Origin of the sequence: Haliscomenobacter sp. (assembly GCF_033763495.1) — a bacterium.
Lineage (GTDB): Bacteria > Bacteroidota > Bacteroidia > Chitinophagales > Saprospiraceae > Haliscomenobacter.
Genome location: NZ_JANRKL010000154.1, coordinates 24,454 through 41,545, shown reverse-complemented (window position 1 = coordinate 41,545; position 17,092 = coordinate 24,454). Strand labels below are relative to the sequence as shown.

General features: G+C 46.8%; 14 protein-coding genes. 6 read left to right on the top strand and 8 right to left on the bottom strand.

All coding sequences use genetic code 11. From position 1 onward, the window contains the following. Positions 1–28: 28 nt before the first annotated feature. Entirely contained in the window at positions 29–826 is a 798-nt protein-coding gene (locus tag SFV55_RS16205; protein ID WP_320030572.1) for a hypothetical protein, read from the bottom strand. Between the two features lie 135 nt (positions 827–961). Between SFV55_RS16205 and SFV55_RS16200 the strand changes: the two genes are divergently transcribed. Further along, entirely contained in the window at positions 962–2,251 is a 1,290-nt protein-coding gene (locus tag SFV55_RS16200; RefSeq protein ID WP_320030571.1) for an acetyl-CoA hydrolase/transferase family protein, read from the top strand. A 140-nt stretch (positions 2,252–2,391) separates the two neighbouring features. Here SFV55_RS16200 and SFV55_RS16195 read toward each other — a convergent pair whose 3' ends face one another. The 4 genes from SFV55_RS16195 to SFV55_RS16180 form a co-directional block, all read right to left on the bottom strand. Next, a complete protein-coding gene (locus SFV55_RS16195) occupies positions 2,392–3,525 on the bottom strand; it encodes a Fic family protein (protein ID WP_413776713.1) in 1,134 nt (377 codons plus the stop codon). Positions 3,526–3,623: 98 nt separating this feature from the next. Further along, positions 3,624–4,754 (bottom strand): AAA family ATPase, encoded by a 1,131-nt coding sequence (locus tag SFV55_RS16190; RefSeq protein WP_320030569.1) that lies wholly within the window; start codon positions 4,752–4,754, stop codon positions 3,624–3,626. Next, positions 4,663–5,355: an RNA ligase family protein gene (locus SFV55_RS16185; RefSeq protein ID WP_320030568.1), complete on the bottom strand. Its 693-nt coding sequence runs from the start codon at positions 5,353–5,355 to the stop codon at positions 4,663–4,665. The genes SFV55_RS16190 and SFV55_RS16185 overlap by 92 nt, the downstream gene beginning before the upstream one ends. 213 nt (positions 5,356–5,568) lie before the next feature. Next, on the bottom strand, positions 5,569–6,708 hold the full coding sequence (locus SFV55_RS16180) for a DUF2911 domain-containing protein (protein WP_320030567.1): 1,140 nt from the start codon (positions 6,706–6,708) through the stop codon (positions 5,569–5,571). Between the two features lie 351 nt (positions 6,709–7,059). Here SFV55_RS16180 and hemN point away from each other — a divergent pair, with 351 nt between their 5' ends. The 5 genes from hemN to SFV55_RS16155 all read left to right on the top strand — a co-directional run bounded on the left by hemN (position 7,060) and on the right by SFV55_RS16155 (position 13,038). Next, positions 7,060–8,415: an oxygen-independent coproporphyrinogen III oxidase gene (gene hemN, locus SFV55_RS16175; RefSeq protein ID WP_320030566.1), complete on the top strand. Its 1,356-nt coding sequence runs from the start codon at positions 7,060–7,062 to the stop codon at positions 8,413–8,415. Between the two features lie 164 nt (positions 8,416–8,579). After that, positions 8,580–9,284 carry a class I SAM-dependent methyltransferase gene (locus SFV55_RS16170; RefSeq protein WP_320030565.1) on the top strand — a complete coding sequence of 235 codons (705 nt, stop codon included), beginning with the start codon at positions 8,580–8,582 and terminating at the stop codon, positions 9,282–9,284. After that, positions 9,284–9,700, top strand: a complete 417-nt coding sequence (locus tag SFV55_RS16165; RefSeq protein ID WP_320030564.1) for an Rrf2 family transcriptional regulator — start codon at positions 9,284–9,286, stop codon at positions 9,698–9,700. The genes SFV55_RS16170 and SFV55_RS16165 overlap by 1 nt, the downstream gene beginning before the upstream one ends. Positions 9,701–9,888: 188 nt before the next feature. Continuing rightward, positions 9,889–11,685 (top strand): family 10 glycosylhydrolase, encoded by a 1,797-nt coding sequence (locus tag SFV55_RS16160; protein WP_320030563.1) that lies wholly within the window; start codon positions 9,889–9,891, stop codon positions 11,683–11,685. A gap of 117 nt (positions 11,686–11,802) precedes the next feature. Next, the gene (locus SFV55_RS16155) at positions 11,803–13,038 is read left to right on the top strand and encodes a PQQ-dependent sugar dehydrogenase (protein WP_320030562.1); all 1,236 of its coding nucleotides are present in this window, start codon (positions 11,803–11,805) and stop codon (positions 13,036–13,038) included. Between the two features lie 117 nt (positions 13,039–13,155). Here the strand turns inward: SFV55_RS16155 and SFV55_RS16150 are convergent, their stop codons facing one another. From SFV55_RS16150 to SFV55_RS16140, 3 genes are all read right to left on the bottom strand, one after another. After that, positions 13,156–13,848 carry a hypothetical protein gene (locus SFV55_RS16150; protein WP_320030561.1) on the bottom strand — a complete coding sequence of 231 codons (693 nt, stop codon included), beginning with the start codon at positions 13,846–13,848 and terminating at the stop codon, positions 13,156–13,158. Positions 13,849–13,995: 147 nt separating this feature from the next. Beyond that, entirely contained in the window at positions 13,996–14,532 is a 537-nt protein-coding gene (locus tag SFV55_RS16145; RefSeq protein ID WP_320030560.1) for an SET domain-containing protein, read from the bottom strand. Between the two features lie 104 nt (positions 14,533–14,636). After that, a complete protein-coding gene (locus SFV55_RS16140; protein WP_320030559.1) occupies positions 14,637–17,081 on the bottom strand; it encodes an ABC transporter permease in 2,445 nt (814 codons plus the stop codon). Positions 17,082–17,092: the final 11 nt, after the last annotated feature.

The following is a 17,092-nucleotide window of genomic DNA, read 5'->3' as shown; positions in this document are numbered from 1 at the left end:
CGTCATTCGAACTATTCGTCATTCAAAACTATCTTTCATTCAACACTTTTCTTCCCCACAACAAAATCTGAAAACCATATACCCCCAACCAGAAAAGAATGGCGGCAAAAGAAAGGATGCCCAGTGCCGCAAAAGCCTTCACCGAACGCAAATTGAGGTCCCAAAACTGGTAACTGATGAAATCGCTGAGCACAAAAAAGGTATGGATACAAAATAGGTAAAACAACACCTGCAACAGTTTACGGGCGTAAAGCACCTTGCGCAGTTCGGATTTATCGCGCAGGTTTTTCCGCTTTTGCACCACGTAGCGCCGAGCAAAAAAGAGGTAGGCAAAAAAGAGGCTTAAAAATAAACCTTGCTCCAGCGCCCCATAAAACGGGTTAAAAAACTGCCGCCCGTAATCAGCTTTAAAATCCATTGAGGACAAAAACATGAACACAAAAAAAACAAACTGCCCGATGGGGAGTATAAAATGCTTCAAGTCGCTACGGCGCAACTGATACTGTGGATACAAGCGCAATTTGACGTGGTAAAAAAGCAAGGTGGGCAAGCTAAGGGTGGCATAAATGGGGATAAAATACAAACTTGGATACCGCTCGTAAATGCCCGCCAACACCAGCCAATAGTGCAGCAGGGTAAGGGCAAAAGTGATGAGCAACATACCGTAACAGGCATTGGACCGTTTTTCACCCGAACTTTTCCCAAAAAACAACACCCCAATCCCCAGTGAATAAATAACCTGCGCCCCTAATACTGCCAACAAGAGGTAGTAAAAGATGGAATGTTCCCCACGGAGGGGCAAAGGCAAATAATTGGAAAATTCCATGAAGTATGTTTGAACAATACAAAGGTATTTCCTTTTTACACCCTTTGCAAAAGTCATTTAACTTTGGAGAGAAAACTCATTCCTGGGGCCAAGAATGGCCACTTATTTTGAACCCTAAACAAAGCAGTCAAATCCATGCGCTCTAAATCTTATTCACCCGTCACTCCTCAGGAAGCTGTTTCAGTCATTCGCTCTGGGGATAGAATTTTCATCCATACAGCTGCTGCTGCACCCCAGGTATTGGTGAAAGCCCTCGCTGAACGTGGCGACGAGCTGCGCAATGTTCAGATTTATCAATTGCACACCGAAGGCCCTGCACCCTACGCAGCAGAACAATACCGGGATAGTTTTCACGTACATAGCCTATTTACTGGTGCCAATATGCGGGAGGCCGTGCAGGATGGCCGGGCCGATTTTGTGCCCGTTTTTTTGAGCGATATCCCCCGCTTGTTTCGGAGAGGAGTAATTCCGCTGGATGTGGCCATTTTACAAGTCTCTCCACCGGATACTCACGGGTACGTTACTTTGGGTGTTTCCGTAGACACATCATTGGCAGCAGCACAATCTGCCAAAGTCCTCATCGCCGAAATCAACCCTCAAATGCCCCGTACCCAGGGCGATGGCAACATCCACATCAGCCGTTTTGACAAAGTCATTGATGTAAATTATCCATTGCCCAGCCATATCATTCCTGAACCAAGCGATATTGAACGACGCATTGGTGAAAACATCGCAGGACTGGTCGAAAACGGGGCAACCCTACAAATGGGTATCGGGGCCATTCCTAATGCCGCATTACTGGCCATGTCCAATCACCGCGAACTGGGCATCCACACCGAAATGTTTTCCGATGGCATCATTCCCCTGGTTGAAAAGGGGGTCATCACCAATGAGCATAAGTCCAAACACCCTGGGCACATCGTCACAGGATTTTTGGTGGGTTCCCAAAAACTGTACGACTTCGTCAATGACAACCCCCTGGTGCGGGTACTGGACATCGAATACGTCAACGATACCTCTATCATCCGCAAAAACCCCAAAGCCACGGCCATCAATAGTGCCATTGAAGTGGACATCACCGGGCAGGTATGCGCAGACTCGATCGGCACCAAGATTTTCTCAGGCGTAGGTGGACAAATGGACTTCATCCGGGGTGCTGCACTTTCCAAAGGTGGCAAACCCATCATCGCACTGCCTTCGGCTACCAATAAAGGCATCAGTCGCATTACATCTATGCTTAAACCCGGCGCTGGTGTAGTTACTACTCGCGCCCATGTACACTACATCGTAACGGAATACGGCGTGGCCGAAATGTGGGGCAGAAGCATTCAGGAAAGGGCCAAAGCCATGATAAACATTGCGCATCCGGAGCATCGGGAGCAATTGATGAAGGAGGCCTGGGAGATCTGGAAGATCAGGTTTTAGGAGTGAAGAGTTAAGAATACATGACTTACGAGTTTGAAGTGAGCTACCGCAGTGATCTCTGCACTTCGGCTAAACATACGGCGTTTGAAGGGTGTTTGTTACAAGAAAATCAAGAAATTGATATTGTTAAAGATATAAAGTCAAAACAATTCTAAATATTGGTCAAAAACAAAAACTCGATTTCGATGCTGCCCGGTTTTTTCGTTGAGGATTTCAGCAGAAATAAAATCTGCGACTAGACTATTCGCAGCTTTGAAACTAAGTTCGGTTACATCTTGTACATCTTTTACATGGACTATTGGTTTTTGAAATAAATGGGTAAGTAGCTTTATCGCACTGTGGCTTTTTCTTCCAAAGGTAGTATTTAGCTGTTGTTCTAATGCAGCTTTTAAATCAATGACTTTAGAGAGTGTATCCGATGCTTTTTCAGCCGTTTCAGCAAGGCCAACTAAAAAGTATTTTAGCCACTGGGTCATATCGTTTTTGGTTCGAACAAATGTGAGATTATCGTAATAGAGTCCTTTGTTTTTTTCAAAGTAAGCCGATAAATACAGCAATGGTTTTGCCAATATCCTTTGTTCGATTAAAAACAAAGTTATAAGTAATCTGCCAATCCTACCATTTCCGTCTAAGAAAGGGTGTATTGTTTCAAATTGATAATGTGCTATGGCAATTTTAATCAGTGCAGGAATATTAATTTCTTCGTTATGGATAAAATTTTCTAGGTCTCCCATTAATTCGTTCACATAATTGTGGTGCGGGGGCACAAATACGGCATCTGCCAAACTACTTCCACCAATCCAGTTTTGACTAGTACGATATTCTCCTGGCTGTTTGTATTCTCCACGCACATTTTCTAGGAGCATAGCGTGGGTTTTTCTAATGAGCCTAGATGATATGGGTAATTTATCCAAATCTGCGACTGCATTATTTAGTGCTTTTATGTAATTGTTGACTTCTTTCCAGTCATTTCGTCTTTCAGGAGATATTTCTTCTTCACTCAATAAGGCTTCATCCATTTTTGTTTGGGTGCCTTCTATTCTACTTGATATTACAGCCTCTTTAATAACGTGCAATTGAATGAACAGCTCAATATTGGGAACTAATTTTGAAAAGGAGTTGAGCTCCCCCAATTTAATCGCAGCTTTTTCCAGAAGACTATTAATTTGAGCGTTATCCCATCTCCAAGAGTCATTAATCTTGCTAGGTAAGAAGTATTTATAACCAGTGGGGCTTTGCTCAATTTCTCCGGAGTGGTATTTTTCAAGCTCAATCATAGAACTGTATTTAAATTCAAAAGTAAAATAAAATTTTCTTTATGTTACTTTTGGCGCTTAAAATAACATAAAGAAAATTTTATTTTACCTAGTCCCTACCCTCTCACCCACTTCACCTCATGCCCTTCTCCTACCAACGGCATGTCCAATTGTTGAATCATCCTTGTCAAAACACTACTTTTAATATCCTCCTTCCTTCGGCTAAAAATATTCTCCTGACTTGTTTCCAGGTAAACGATTTTGAAGCGGGGATTGTATACCCGCAAGGCGTTGTGCAGGCGGGCACGGAGTTCGGAAGTCAGATTGGTGCTGTTCCAGACAAAAGATTGTTTACGGCGGCAAAATTCCTTGGCGCGTTCATAGGCTAGCTGCGCCACTTTGCCCTGCCCGTCGCGGTCATCGGGGCGAATTTTCAGCTCGCGGCGAATCTCGTCGAGGCTAACCAGGGGTAAATGGGCATAGTTTTGGGTATAAAAAGTATCCTTGCCACTGCCCGCTATGCCCGACAGCACAATCACTTCAAAAGCGGTGTCGTCAAAAATCTCTACTGGATAAGTTTCTTCCGACCAAAAATAGCGGTAGCGGCTATGGGGGTTAAACCAGGTGGCTTCTTGTTCAAAACATTGGTTATCGAGGCAAAGCTCTTTAAACAAGTCGGCGCGGTACATCAGCTCATTACAAGTCGCACTAATGCGGCCCAACACATCTGCTTTAGCGAGAAGGTAGGTCAATTCATTGCGTACCCGCCAACTGGCCAGGATGGCGGCCCGGATGGGTTCGGATTTGTCCATGATCCAGAGGGGTAAACCATGTTGGCGTACCAAGGCACATACTTCTTCCCGAAACCCGGTTTCACAATCCCAGAGGATTTCCCGGGCCACTTTTTCTCCAATCTTTGCGTGTCGAGGTGAACTGATTTTGCCGTTTTCGATGATGGTACATTGCGGTTTAGCCACATCGTGCAACAAGGCAGCGTGAAACAACAAACTCTGTTCCCGCTCGGCCAATTCCTGAAAAGCAGGCAGGGCCAGCAGGGCTTCTATCACCATGCGGGTATGGGTCCACACGTCGCCTTCGGCGTGGTGCTCCGGTTCTTGTGGGCAAGTACGCAAGGGGGCGATCCAGTCGAAAGACTCAATCAGCGCCCAATTCACCTGCTGTTGCTGAAAAACCTGGCCGTTCAAACCAAAGTTGGGCTCTTTGCCAGTTGCGCGTCCAGTGCTCATCGGTTTGTACATGGTTTTTGCGAACGTACTTCAGCACGTTGGTGGAAAAATCGGATTCCGGAAAAGCTGCGGCATTCCGGCAAACGACACCTTCACTTTCTCCACCCAAAAAACTACCTCGCGCTTGGTGTTCTGCAATGATGTTTGACAATTGTGTATTGGAAAAGTAGCCGCGTTCCAAAACGGGAACGGTTGGCAAATCCAGGAGCTGTGCATACCAATCCACTTCGTCCCAGGACAACCATTGACCATTGTCACGCACGGCAAAGAGGTAGAAATAACTGTCCAGTCGTTCGTAAGTAATGCTGTGGATGGCGTACAGGTTTTCGCCAAAAAGGTGGAGGTCGCCCAGGGATTTTCCCACTCGCTCCCAAATTTCCCAAATGGGCTTGGCCCAGGGGTTTTGGTTGACCGCACCATGAGAACGGGCATAGATGCCATTGGCTTTGAGGCAGGTATTTTCGCCGTCCAGTTTTTCGGTGATGACGATCTCCTTGGTCAACAGCTCCGCCCATTCCTCCTGAATGCGATCGTCGTTGACCGCACCTTCCGAGAAGGGAAAATGGTAAGTGCGCGGATATTTTTCGGATGGTGTTTCCATGGGTGCCGTTTAATGAAGCGGGTAACGGCAAATGGGGAAAAATGGTTCCAAAACAACAAACCTTGGCTGGTTCTTTACAGCCTAAAATTGGAACATTGCCTGAAACCTCCCGAAAGGATAGGCCTTTCGGGAGGTAAGGTTTGGCGTTAGAGAGAATCTTGGACGGTGAAAGGCCAACACACCCACACCATCACACATTCACACCCACACCCTCTAATTAAAATCCTTGTTTTCTTTGAGTTTGGCAATCGCCCCTTCCATTTGAGTCTTCTGTTGTGCATTCGACGCCTTAGGTAGCGCCAGATTGGCATACTTCAATGCGTTTTTGTAATCGCCCATTGCTGAATAACCACGAGCTAGTCCAAAAAGAGTCATGTACTCCTCTGGAAAACGCTGGTTATTGAGTTTGAAAATTTCCAGGGCCTCCTGGTTCTTTTTACTGGCCTGCAAGCTGCGGGCGTACATATGGATGTCCTGCATGCCTGCTGTTGGTTCCTTGATGGCATCCTTCATGATTGCGGCAGCTTCATCATTGCGCCCCATTAAAGTCAAAATTTGGGCTTTGTTGGACAAAGTCTGGAAATTGCGCTGGCCAATGTATTTTCTGCTGATCGCATCCTCCGCCCAAGCCAGGCCCTCTTCCATGGCTATCTTGTTTTGGGCACAAAACTGCGATGCAGCGAGGAAGCCCCGGTAATCAAAACCAGCTTCATTTTGCAGTTCCTGCCGAATTTTGGCCAGGTAATACTCGTTGACATTGGGAACGCTCACTTTAAAAGGCACGGCCAGTTTTTCCCAACGCATCCGCACCGTACAACCATTGGGCATCCGATCATCGAATTCGTAAGTCAGCCATTCCGTGTAGGCATGGGCTTGAGGTTTTACAGTTACTCGTAGGGCATCTTCACTCTGGCGGTAAAAATAGCTGCCCCAGGCGCTGTGGTTTTTGGAAAAAATGATCACCCACTCTTCTTTACCGGGGATCATGTGCAGGCCATACTTACCAGCGGGCAATGGTTTGCCTTCGATCATAACATCGTGGGATACGGCAAAAACCGTGTTTTCATTGGCTCCAGCTCGCCAAGGCATCAGGTTTTTTTCGTCGCTCAAACCAAAATCGAGGTTGCTAAGGCCGTAAGGCACCAACTCGCCCCAAATTTTGCCAGTACGATCTTCACCATTGGCACCATGTACATCCGGGCTGCCCCACATCACTGCGGCTCTGACCAGACCAATGTGTTGTACAACTTCACATTTTTGGTTGTCGCCACTGGGTGGCAGCGTAATTTGGGCATTCAAAAAAAGAACGCTTGTAACAGTCAAAAAAAGCAGGGTGATTAAATGTTTGAACATAATCAATGTATTTTAGGTAAATAAATAACAATATACTGGGGCTCAAGTACCCACCAATTCGATAGCAAGTTTTGTGGAGACGATTGTAGAACAACCCTACTTGGGCGTTATCAGAGCAGTATTTTTTGGAACTTCCAGACGATTTTTAAGGTCTCTTTGTTGATTATTCATCCTATTCTCCGGTAAAAATAAACATTTTTTGCATTCCTCAAATAGGTGACAATTTTCACCCCCTGCACTGACGATGATCATTTACCGTAAAATGAGTCGATTCTACATTTGTTGGCAAATTATGCATTACCCGCGAATCCGCTTTATTGATGAGCTGGTTCTCAAAATTTCCCGATCGCCATGTCAAATTCCCTTTTGTTGCAAAAATACAACACTCCCGTACCTCGCTATACCAGTTACCCTACCGTTCCTTACTGGGACGAACAGCCCATTCTTGAAAAACAATGGATTCAACATATCCGCACGGCATTTTCACAAGACCGGGGCATCAGTTTGTACATCCATTTGCCTTATTGTGAAAAATTGTGCACCTATTGCGGTTGCAACAAACGCATCACCAAAAATCATGCAGTAGAGGAGCCTTATGTGGCCTCTATCCTGAAAGAGTGGGCCTTGTACCTCAAAAATTTACCTGGCAAACCCCTCATCAAAGAATTACACTTAGGCGGCGGAACGCCCACTTTTTTTCATCCTGATCAGTTAGACGCGCTCATTAGAGGAATTTTTGAACACGCGGACATTGCTTCAGAGGTCGACTTTGGGTTTGAAGCTCATCCTTTCAGCACTACCCGCGAGCACTTGGTAACCTTATACAACCTGGGCTTCCGCCGCATCAGTGTTGGGGTGCAGGATTTTGCCCCCGAAATCCTGGAAATCATCAATCGACAACAAACCGAACTGGAGGTGCAACAGGTTACCGAATGGGCCCGTGAGATCGGCTACACCAGCGTCAATTACGACCTGATTTTTGGCCTGCCGTTGCAAACGCCCGAGCACATTCGGACCACTATGCACAAACTGGAAACCTTGCGCCCCGACCGCATTGCTTTTTACAGTTACGCTCACGTGCCCTGGATCAAACCCAGTCAACGCGCCTATTCAGAAGCAGACCTGCCCCTGGGTGAAGCCAAAAGAGCCTTGTATGAGTTGGGCCGAGACCTGTTGGAAGAAATGGGCTACCTGGAAATTGGGATGGATCACTTTGCGCTGCCTGGCGATGAATTGTCCAAATCCATGCGACGAGGCACTTTGCACCGCAATTTTATGGGCTACACGCCCCATTACACCCGCCTGAGCATCGCCCTCGGCGCATCTTCCATCAGCGATAGCTGGGATGGCTTTATGCAAAATGAGAAGCTCATCGAAGATTATCAAAAAGCCATTGACGCTGGGCGATTCCCGATTAGTAAAGGGCATCTGTTGTCAGAAGAAGACCAGATCATCCGCACCCATATCCTCAACATCATGTGCCGTTATGAAACGGATTGGAGCAATCCTGCATTACAATCAGAGAGTTTTGAGGACATTCCAGCCCGTTTGGAAGAACTGAAAATAGATGGTTTGATTGAGGTTAATGGCCAACATTTAAGGGTCACTGATCTTGGAAAGCCCTTCCTGCGCAACATATGTTTGGCTTTCGATGCCCGTTATTGGCAAAAACAACCAGGCGGAAAATTATTTAGTCAGGCAATATAGAACTAATTTTTTCATTTCATTGTAAATGCTGTTGGCACGCTAGTGTGCAAATCAACTGAATTCGTAACTTTGGAGTTCAAAACTAGTTTAAGTTTTTGCGTGGACGTAAACCTCCCAAAACTTAAACTAGCGCTCAGCGTTGTTTCTAACTGCTTTTTAATGATATGAAAAAATACCCTGTCCTTTTTGCCATTGCCTTACTGTGTTTGTCCCTGGCCGGATGCTGGAATTCCGGCCCAGATCCCACCAGAGAATACACTGAAGACCCTAACGAGATTGACTCCGATGGTCAACCCGGAATGAGTGATGACTATAGCAATACCAATCGAATGATTTGGCAAAAGCCCGAATTGGTGCTCGACCGTATGGGCGACATTAAAAACAAAGTGGTGGCTGACATTGGGGCAGGTACTGGCTTTTTCGCCTTCCGCCTGACGCCTATGGCCAAAAAAGTCATTGCCATTGACATCAATCAAAATCTGATCAACGTAATTGACAGTATCCGCACCGTAGAATTGTCTGATGCCGATCAAAACAAGTTGGAAACCCGCCTGGCGGACCCTGATGATCCACATTTGGGCGCTAACGAAGCTGATGTGGTGCTTTTGGTGAACACCTACCTATACCTTGGCGATCGGGTAGAATACCTCAAAAACCTGAAAAATGGAATTGCTCCCGGAGGGAAAATCATCATAGTGGACGTAAAACGTCAACGTTTGCCGCAAGGCGAATTTTTACCCCCCCAATCTATCCGTGTACCACAACATCTGGTGGAAGAAGAATTGGAACAAGCCGGTTTTCAATTGCTCAGCAGCGACGATACTTCTCTGATTCACCAATATATGGTTGTTGCCCAAAAGAAATCGTAATGCTCTCACAGAAAGCCAAATATGCCATCAAAGCCTTGATTTATCTGGCCCAACAGGAAAAAGGGAATTTGATCAAAACCGCCGAAATCGCCTCCAAGTCCAGCATCCCCAAGAAATTTCTGGAATTGATTTTAATCGATCTCAAACGGGCTTCTTTAGTTAGCAGCAAACAAGGCATCGGTGGTGGGTACTACTTATTAAAAGACGCGGAGGAGATCAACCTAGCCGACATTTATCGGCTTTTCGATGGGGCCATTGCGCTTTTGCCTTGTGCGTCCCTGCGTTTTTATGAACCTTGCCTGGATTGCCCCGATGAAGCTACTTGTATGATTCGCAGCAGCTTAATTCAGGTGCGCGATCAAACCCTGAGCGCCCTGGAAAAGACCACCATCAAAATGTTGACAAAGGAAAATTGAAATTGCTGGGCAATAAAAAATGAATATTTCATTTTGCCAAAGGCCTAAATAAGTAAACAATTCATTTTAAGTATTTTATCTGATTCTTTGACGCAGAAAAAATGAATATTTATTTTTGCTCCCATTACTACCGCGTTTATTTGCAAGCTTTACCCTAAATTCGGGATATATATTCAAATAAACACCAAATGATCATCCGTAGCGTCCTCCTCCCTATTTTTTTGTGTTTTGCCTTCTGGGGTTTGACGCAGCCTGTGACTGCACCCAAATACGAATTTCGCGGAGCCTGGGTTTCTACCGTGATCAATCTAGATTGGCCTACCCGGGGTGCTTCTCCACAACAACAACAAAGCGAATTGCTGCGCATTTTCGACGACCTGAAAAAGGCTGGGGTCAATGCTGTTTTTTTTCAATTGCGCTCCGAGAGTGATGCTTTTTACCAGTCCGCCCTTGAACCCTGGTCCTATTACCTCACCGGCAAACAGGGGCAAAGCCCCAATCCATTTTGGGACCCACTACAATTTGCGATCCAGGAAGCCCACAAACGCGGCATGGAGTTGCACGCCTGGTTTAACCCCTTCCGGGTCATCCGCAGTACCAATTCGACTTACCCCAAGGACTCCCTACACGTATCCATCCGCCACCCCGAGTGGATGATCAACATCCGCAACATCCTGCTGCTAGACCCGGGCATCCCCGCTGCCCGCCAATACATCATCGATGTGGCCACCGACATTGTCAAGCGGTACGACGTAGATGGGTTGCATTACGATGATTATTTTTACCCTTACGAAGGCATTGGCAGTCAGGATACCGCCAGTTTTGCCAAATACGGCAACGGCATGACCCTCAATGCCTGGCGTGAAGACAACATCAATCGTTTTGTACAAGAACTGGGTGCAGCTACCTATGCACTCAAGCCCTTGGTTAAATATGGAATCAGTCCCTTTGGAATCTGGCGCAGTGGAGTCCCTCCGGGCATTTCCGGCCTTTCTGGTGCAGATGTCACTTATGGCAATGCAGTAGTGTGGTTGGATAAACAGTGGATCGACTACCTGGCCCCTCAATTGTACTGGAAGTTTGGCGGCAATCAGGATTTCGAAAAACTGGCCAATTGGTGGAAGACCCAAATGAATGGTCGCCACCTGTATCCTGGCATCGCCATTTACCGTGCCGATCCGAGCACGGCGGGGACGGCCCCATTGTACAGTCCCTCCGAAATTCCCAATCAGATTTATTTTACCCGGCAAAAAGAAATCCCCGGGGTGATCATGTTCCGGGCAGCCAACCTTTCCCGACTTAATTCTCAAGGGCTGGCAGATTCCTTGTGCAACCGCATTTACAGCAATCCCGCCCTGCCACCGATTATGCCCTGGAAGCCCCTGGAGGCCCCCGGTGTCGCCAAAAATCTGCACCTGGTACCCGCCACCAATTCGATCAACCTGAGCTGGAGCGCTCCCGAAGCCAATGGGCGGCAGGCCAAGGCACGGATGTACGCCATCTATCGGGTACAGGCAGAGAGGGAGCCTTTTTGGTTGCTGGCCATGCAAGAGCCCAAAAATTTATTGGCGGTCACCGGTAGCACTCAATACCAGGATCGCAGCATCATCGATGGGCAACAATATTGGTACGCTGTTTCGGCAGTAAGTGGCAATTCAATTGAAAGTTTGCCAAGCTCTTTTGCACCAATGAGTACCAAAACCCGGTCGGTACGCAGCGATTTCGGCATCCGGGAGGTTTTTCCTAACCCATTCAATACACAATTGCACATTCGGTATTCGATTGGTGCTCCAGGTACCTTATCGTTGCGGATTTACAACGCATTGGGGCAAGAAATGGTCACCCTCGTCCATGAAGAGCGCAAGACTGCGGGAGACTATGAAGCGGTATGGACACCAGAGGCGAGTGCCAATACGGGACTATACATTTGTGTACTGGAAGTAGATCGGCAAAAAATGGTACATAAGGTGGTAAAGGCCCCCTGATGTGAACAATTCCTAGGTTATCCATTCCGTTTTTAAGTGCTTAAACGATCACAACAAACTATCTGGCTTCTAACTTGGTTTCAACAAGTAGATATGCCACTTAAAATCAAGTCTCTTATGAAAACAACTGCTTTATTCTTTGTGGCCTTGAGCAGCCTCGTTTTTACTTCATGTGGGCAGGCTCCTGCCGCAAAAGTAAATGATCCAGCACCTACTTCTACCGCTACTCCGGTTGAGACCAATGCCCCGAATTCGGATTACAAACCCGCCTTCGCTGGTCAGACAAGAGTGGGTGGAGTAAAAACCAAAACGCCTTATGAATTTAAAGTGCTCAGTGAAGGATTGTCCTCCCCTTGGGGCATCACCAGCCTCCCGGATGGCAGGCTAATCATTACTGAAAAAGCGAATGGCACCTTGCGCATTGCCAAAACCACTGGCGAACTGAGCCCGGCGATTACGGGTTTACCCGCCGTGAATTCAAACGGACAAGGTGGCTTGCTGGGCATTACCACAGACCCTGATTTTGCTCAAAATCGGATGTTGTACTGGGTGTTTTCGGAAAGTGTAGAGGGTGGCACCCATACTTCGGTAGCCAAGGGCAAACTTTCGGCGGATGAGAGCAAAGTAGAAAATGCTACAGTGATTTACCGTGCAACTCCTGCCCACCGGGGAAGTTTGCACTACGGTGGACGGATTCTTTTTGACAAAAGTGGCAACCTTTTTGTCAGCACCGGCGAGCGCTCCGATCTGGTGACCCGCCCGCAGGCGCAACAATTGAATTCAGGTTTGGGAAAAATTGTACGCATCACCAAGGATGGCAAGCCGGTAAAAGGCAACCCTTTTGAAGGCCAAGCAGACGCAAGACCGGAGTTGTATTCCTACGGTCACCGCAATGTACAAGGTCTGGCCTTAAATCCTGCCACTGGAGATCTGTTCTCCAATGAGTTTGGCCCCAGAGGTGGCGACGAAATCAACCATGTTCGCGCCGGAAAAAACTACGGTTGGCCCACCATTACCTACGGTATAGAGTACAGTGGTAAAAAAGTTGGCGATGCGATCCAGCAAAAAGAAGGCCTGGAACAACCCGTGTATTATTGGGATCCATCGGTATCACCCAGTGGCATGACGTTTTACAGCGGCAATCAGATTCAGGAATGGAAAAACAACCTTTTTGTAGGTTGTTTGAGCGGCATGCACATCGCCCGTTTGGTGATCGAAAACAACAAGGTGGTGGGTGAAGAACGCCTGCTCTCGGGAGAATACCAACGTTTTCGGGATGTGACCCAAGGGAAAGATGGCGCGCTGTATGCGGTGACGGACCAGGGGAGATTGTATTGGATTGGGGTGAAGTAAGTTTTAGGGGGTATGATAAACGGCATTAATTCGGGATAATTCCCGGATTAATACCGTTTGTCATTCAGCCCGATTTTCAGGTGAGTTTATTGTCTTGATGGTGTTTTTTTCATTAATTTACTCAGGGTTTGTTGATTGATTTAAATCGAAATCCGTCGAAGTTGTGCGAATTCCTTTTGCATATAATTTACTCTGTTCTTGAGAGTTAATTTGATTTGATTCGTAAAAATATCCATTTGAAGTTTCTTGCTCACGTTCTACTTTCCAGACTCGAGTATTGGTTAAATAGTTTGGTTTTTCTTTAAAAGGGGTAACAAAGGCAGGACAAAACCATTGAAGTCGATTATTGGGTTGAGCACAGAAATTACCATTGTCCATTGCAATTATATGAGCACATTTATGACCACCTTCTCCTGCTTCTTCTGAATCTTCATTTCCAAACCAGTCAAGGGTGAACATGTATTGACCACCTTCCCATTTTCCATCCTTCAAATGAATTTTTACTCTACTTTCAGAAAGTCTTTCGAATTTTGTGCAAGTAACATCGTAACTAAAACAATCCCAAAACTGCAAATAATCAACAGGCATAAAAACAGCACCTTCTATGTGGCAAAAGGCATTAATTGGTAGCCTCCAAATTACAGCTCCATTTTCAGTTAAAACATGGAAACCGAGCGCTCTTCCGGAAATTGACGCGACTCCGAACACACAAACATTTATGTACTCTCCAACATGAGCAGTTCCGTCATAGAGAAACTCTTTTCTCAAAAGACAATAAAATCGAGGTATGTTAATGTTTAATGTAGGCATATTTTTTTCTTTTATTCAAACCCCAAATCGGAAAGTTAGTTTTTCTGCGTTACTAAGCTGGGTTTATGCTTTAAATAGCTTTCCTCTTTCTTGCCCAAAGCTATATCAAAAACAATCACATTGCTGAATAAACAGTTTTTAATGCGCTTAAACAACACCTTGTTTATCAATCTTCGCCTGCACATAAGCTGAGAAATATCCCTTGTATTTTATTTGTAAGGTTTCCGCTTGCCAATCCGAGTTCGTAATCAGCCCACGGCAGGCTGAAGACGGGCAATTGCAGCGCATCGGTTCTTTATCAGCCCCAAACATGGCGTAATCTATGGTCAATTCTTCGCCCCGATCAATATCCCGCATGGCAACAAAAATGACTTGCCCAAGTATACCCACATTGGGCTCGCAGGAGTGATTTAAAAACATCATTACACTTTCAACTTCCGCGGTGGTAAAGGGCGCCAGCACAAATTCATCTGAAATTGGATAACCCCAATAGCCAGCAGGTTTCTCCATTTGGGCCTCCATTTGGCGCGTAATGATATGCCCTCCTCGCACGGAAACGATTTCACCTTTGCGGAAAGGTTCCTTGGCAAACAAACCCCGGCCTTCCGTATTGCTCGTTTTTATTTCCGCCTTGTCAGAGCGGAAGGAGGAGGCAATTCCCGTATGGGCGTCAATATTGTTCATTTTATTTTATTGGAACGTGCTCAAAAAAGAATGCCAAAATTAAGATCTTAGTCTTAACCTTGGCACACTTTTTTGAGTTCCCGAGAACGCTATTTACGAAAAAATTACTCACTCCTCAAACTCTCTACCGGATTCGCCAATGCCGCCTTTATACTTTGGAAACTGATGGTCAAAAAGGCGATCACCACGGCCAACAGGCCCGCCAGCACAAACATCCACCACTGCAACTGAATCCGGTAAGCAAAATCCTCCAGCCAACGATCCATCAGATACCAGGATACCGGAGTAGCCAGCACGATGGCAATCAACACCAGCTTTAAAAAGTCCTTGGCCAGCAAATTGGTAATGCTAATCACAGTTGCGCCCAGTACCTTGCGAACCCCAATTTCTTTGGTGCGCTGATAGGTCATGTAAGTCGACAAACCCAAAAGACCAATGCAGGCGATAAACACGGCCAGGAAGGCAAAAATGCCGAAGATGAGTTGGGTGCGTTTTTCGTTGGCGTACAAATTATCCAGATTGGCATCGAGCGAACTGTAGTGAAAGGGTTGATCTGGTGCGAAAATGCTCCAGTATTTTTGAGCCTCCTGGATGAAGGATTGGTTGTGGGCCATTTGAACCCTTGCCGCAAGCAGGGTATTGTTTCCCTGAAATACCCGGTTGTGCTGGAGAAAGAGGGGCGCGATGGGTTCATGCAGGCTTTGGTAATGAAAATCACTCACCACCCCAATCACTATAAAGGCTACATCCCCTTGATTGGGGTCAAAAAAGCTGCCGGGCTGGATCAAACGTTTGCCCACCGGATTCGGGCCAAGACCTAGTTCTTGCGCAGCGCGCTCATTGATGATGACAGAAAGGGAATCGTTGAATTCTTTGGAAAAAGACCGACCCTCCAGGAGTTCCAAGCGCATGGTCTGGACATAATCATCGTCGACAATGGCGGCGCGGCCGGTGACCGATTCATTGTCCTCCGGTTTTTTGAAGGTGGTGCCAAACCAGTCTTCGCCGCCGGGCATTTCACTGCTGCTACCTACGGCTTCCACCCCCGGAATTTTGAGCAACTGCTGTTTGAATGCCTCCGTTTTCCCTTGCAGCGCAAAAGCATTGTGCAACACAAATATTTGTTCTTTTTGGAAGCCTAATTTTTTATTGGCAATAAAACCCATCTGGGAAAAAACCACCAAAGTACTGATGATCATGGCAATGGAAGCAGCAAACTGAAACACCACCAATCCATTGCGCAACCAGGCTCCGCTTTTTTTGGCCGTAAATTTCCCTTTCAGTACCTCAATCGGGCGGAAACCAGACAACACACTGGCCGGATACAGACCCGCCAATAAACCCAGCACCACCGCGAAGCCCAGCAATCCTGGCACAGTCGACCAATCCAAATAAGCCCACAGTGAGAACGTTTTGCCCGCCAATTGATTGAAGGAAGGCAAGGCCAAAAAGACCAACAGCACCGCAATCGCTACCGAAGCAGCACTAACCAATAATGCTTCGATCAAAAATTGGGCAGTCAACAAACTTCGCTCGCTCCCCAGGGCTTTACGAATGCCTACCTCGCGGGCCCGTTCTGCGCTGCGCGCCGTTGCCAGATTCATAAAATTGACGCCGGCAATAAGCAGGATGAACAGGGCAATCCAGGTAAAAATGCGCACCGTGGCAGCATCACCATTGGGTTGGAGTTCACCCTCCAGGTGGCTGTGCAAATGGATATCGGGCAAGGCGGTAAGGTAATAGTGGTAGCCATTTCCCGCTGCTTTGTACTGCGCCCAGGTCACCCCAAAATTGCGCTGGATTTCCCCTACGGCATATTTTTCAACTACAGCTGGAAATTTGGCATCCAGGGCTTTGACATCCGATCCTTCCCGCAGCAAAAAATAGGTATTTGCCGCAAAGCCAATGTGGTTTTGCTGCGCTAAAAATTGATTGCCTTTGGTGGAAACCAGGATATCAAACTTGAAATGGACATTTTCGGGCAAATCGGCACAGACTGCGCTCACGCTCAGTTGTTGAGGTTCTTGCCCGCCCAACAATTGCAAATTTTCACCCACTACCCTGGTTTTGCCAAAGTACCTCCGGGCCGTGGATTCGGTCAAAACGATGCTGTTCGCGTCGCGCAAACACTGATCGGCATCCCCTTGCAGCAGTTCAATTTGAAAAACCTTGAAAAAAGTAGAGTCTACAGAAAGGGCATTTTCTTTTTCAAAAACCCTGTCTCCCCGCTTGAGTAAAGCGGTGCCCCCATTGGCGGTTATGCGTACGGCCTCCTCTACCTCCGGCCACTCGTGTTTCACCGATTGGGCATAACTGGGCGGCACCATGGCATAACCGGTGCTCCGATCCGGGTAAATGCGCTCCAGCGACATGCGGTAGATCCGCTCGGCATTGGGCCATTGCCGATCGTAATTGCTTTCGCCAGCAACATAAATCAAAATCAACAAACAACAGGCTACTCCAAGTGCCAGTCCCATGATGTTGATCAGGCTGTAACCCTTGTGCTTCAGCAAGCTGCGGATGGCAACGGTCAGGTAGTTTTTGAACATGATGCTAGATT

What these genes read in the sequence shown, in the direction of transcription:
- SFV55_RS16205 (WP_320030572.1), bottom strand. Translation starts at nt 826, where the DNA reads ATGGAATTTTCCAATTATTTGCCTTTGCCCCTCCGTGGGGAACATTCC.
- SFV55_RS16200 (WP_320030571.1), top strand. Translation starts at nt 962, where the DNA reads ATGCGCTCTAAATCTTATTCACCCGTCACTCCTCAGGAAGCTGTTTCA.
- SFV55_RS16190 (WP_320030569.1), bottom strand. Translation starts at nt 4,754, where the DNA reads ATGAGCACTGGACGCGCAACTGGCAAAGAGCCCAACTTTGGTTTGAAC.
- SFV55_RS16185 (WP_320030568.1), bottom strand. Translation starts at nt 5,355, where the DNA reads ATGGAAACACCATCCGAAAAATATCCGCGCACTTACCATTTTCCCTTC.
- SFV55_RS16180 (WP_320030567.1), bottom strand. Translation starts at nt 6,708, where the DNA reads ATGTTCAAACATTTAATCACCCTGCTTTTTTTGACTGTTACAAGCGTT.
- hemN (WP_320030566.1), top strand. Translation starts at nt 7,060, where the DNA reads ATGTCAAATTCCCTTTTGTTGCAAAAATACAACACTCCCGTACCTCGC.
- SFV55_RS16170 (WP_320030565.1), top strand. Translation starts at nt 8,580, where the DNA reads ATGAAAAAATACCCTGTCCTTTTTGCCATTGCCTTACTGTGTTTGTCC.
- SFV55_RS16165 (WP_320030564.1), top strand. Translation starts at nt 9,284, where the DNA reads ATGCTCTCACAGAAAGCCAAATATGCCATCAAAGCCTTGATTTATCTG.
- SFV55_RS16160 (WP_320030563.1), top strand. Translation starts at nt 9,889, where the DNA reads ATGATCATCCGTAGCGTCCTCCTCCCTATTTTTTTGTGTTTTGCCTTC.
- SFV55_RS16155 (WP_320030562.1), top strand. Translation starts at nt 11,803, where the DNA reads ATGAAAACAACTGCTTTATTCTTTGTGGCCTTGAGCAGCCTCGTTTTT.
- SFV55_RS16150 (WP_320030561.1), bottom strand. Translation starts at nt 13,848, where the DNA reads ATGCCTACATTAAACATTAACATACCTCGATTTTATTGTCTTTTGAGA.
- SFV55_RS16145 (WP_320030560.1), bottom strand. Translation starts at nt 14,532, where the DNA reads ATGAACAATATTGACGCCCATACGGGAATTGCCTCCTCCTTCCGCTCT.
- SFV55_RS16140 (WP_320030559.1), bottom strand. Translation starts at nt 17,081, where the DNA reads ATGTTCAAAAACTACCTGACCGTTGCCATCCGCAGCTTGCTGAAGCAC.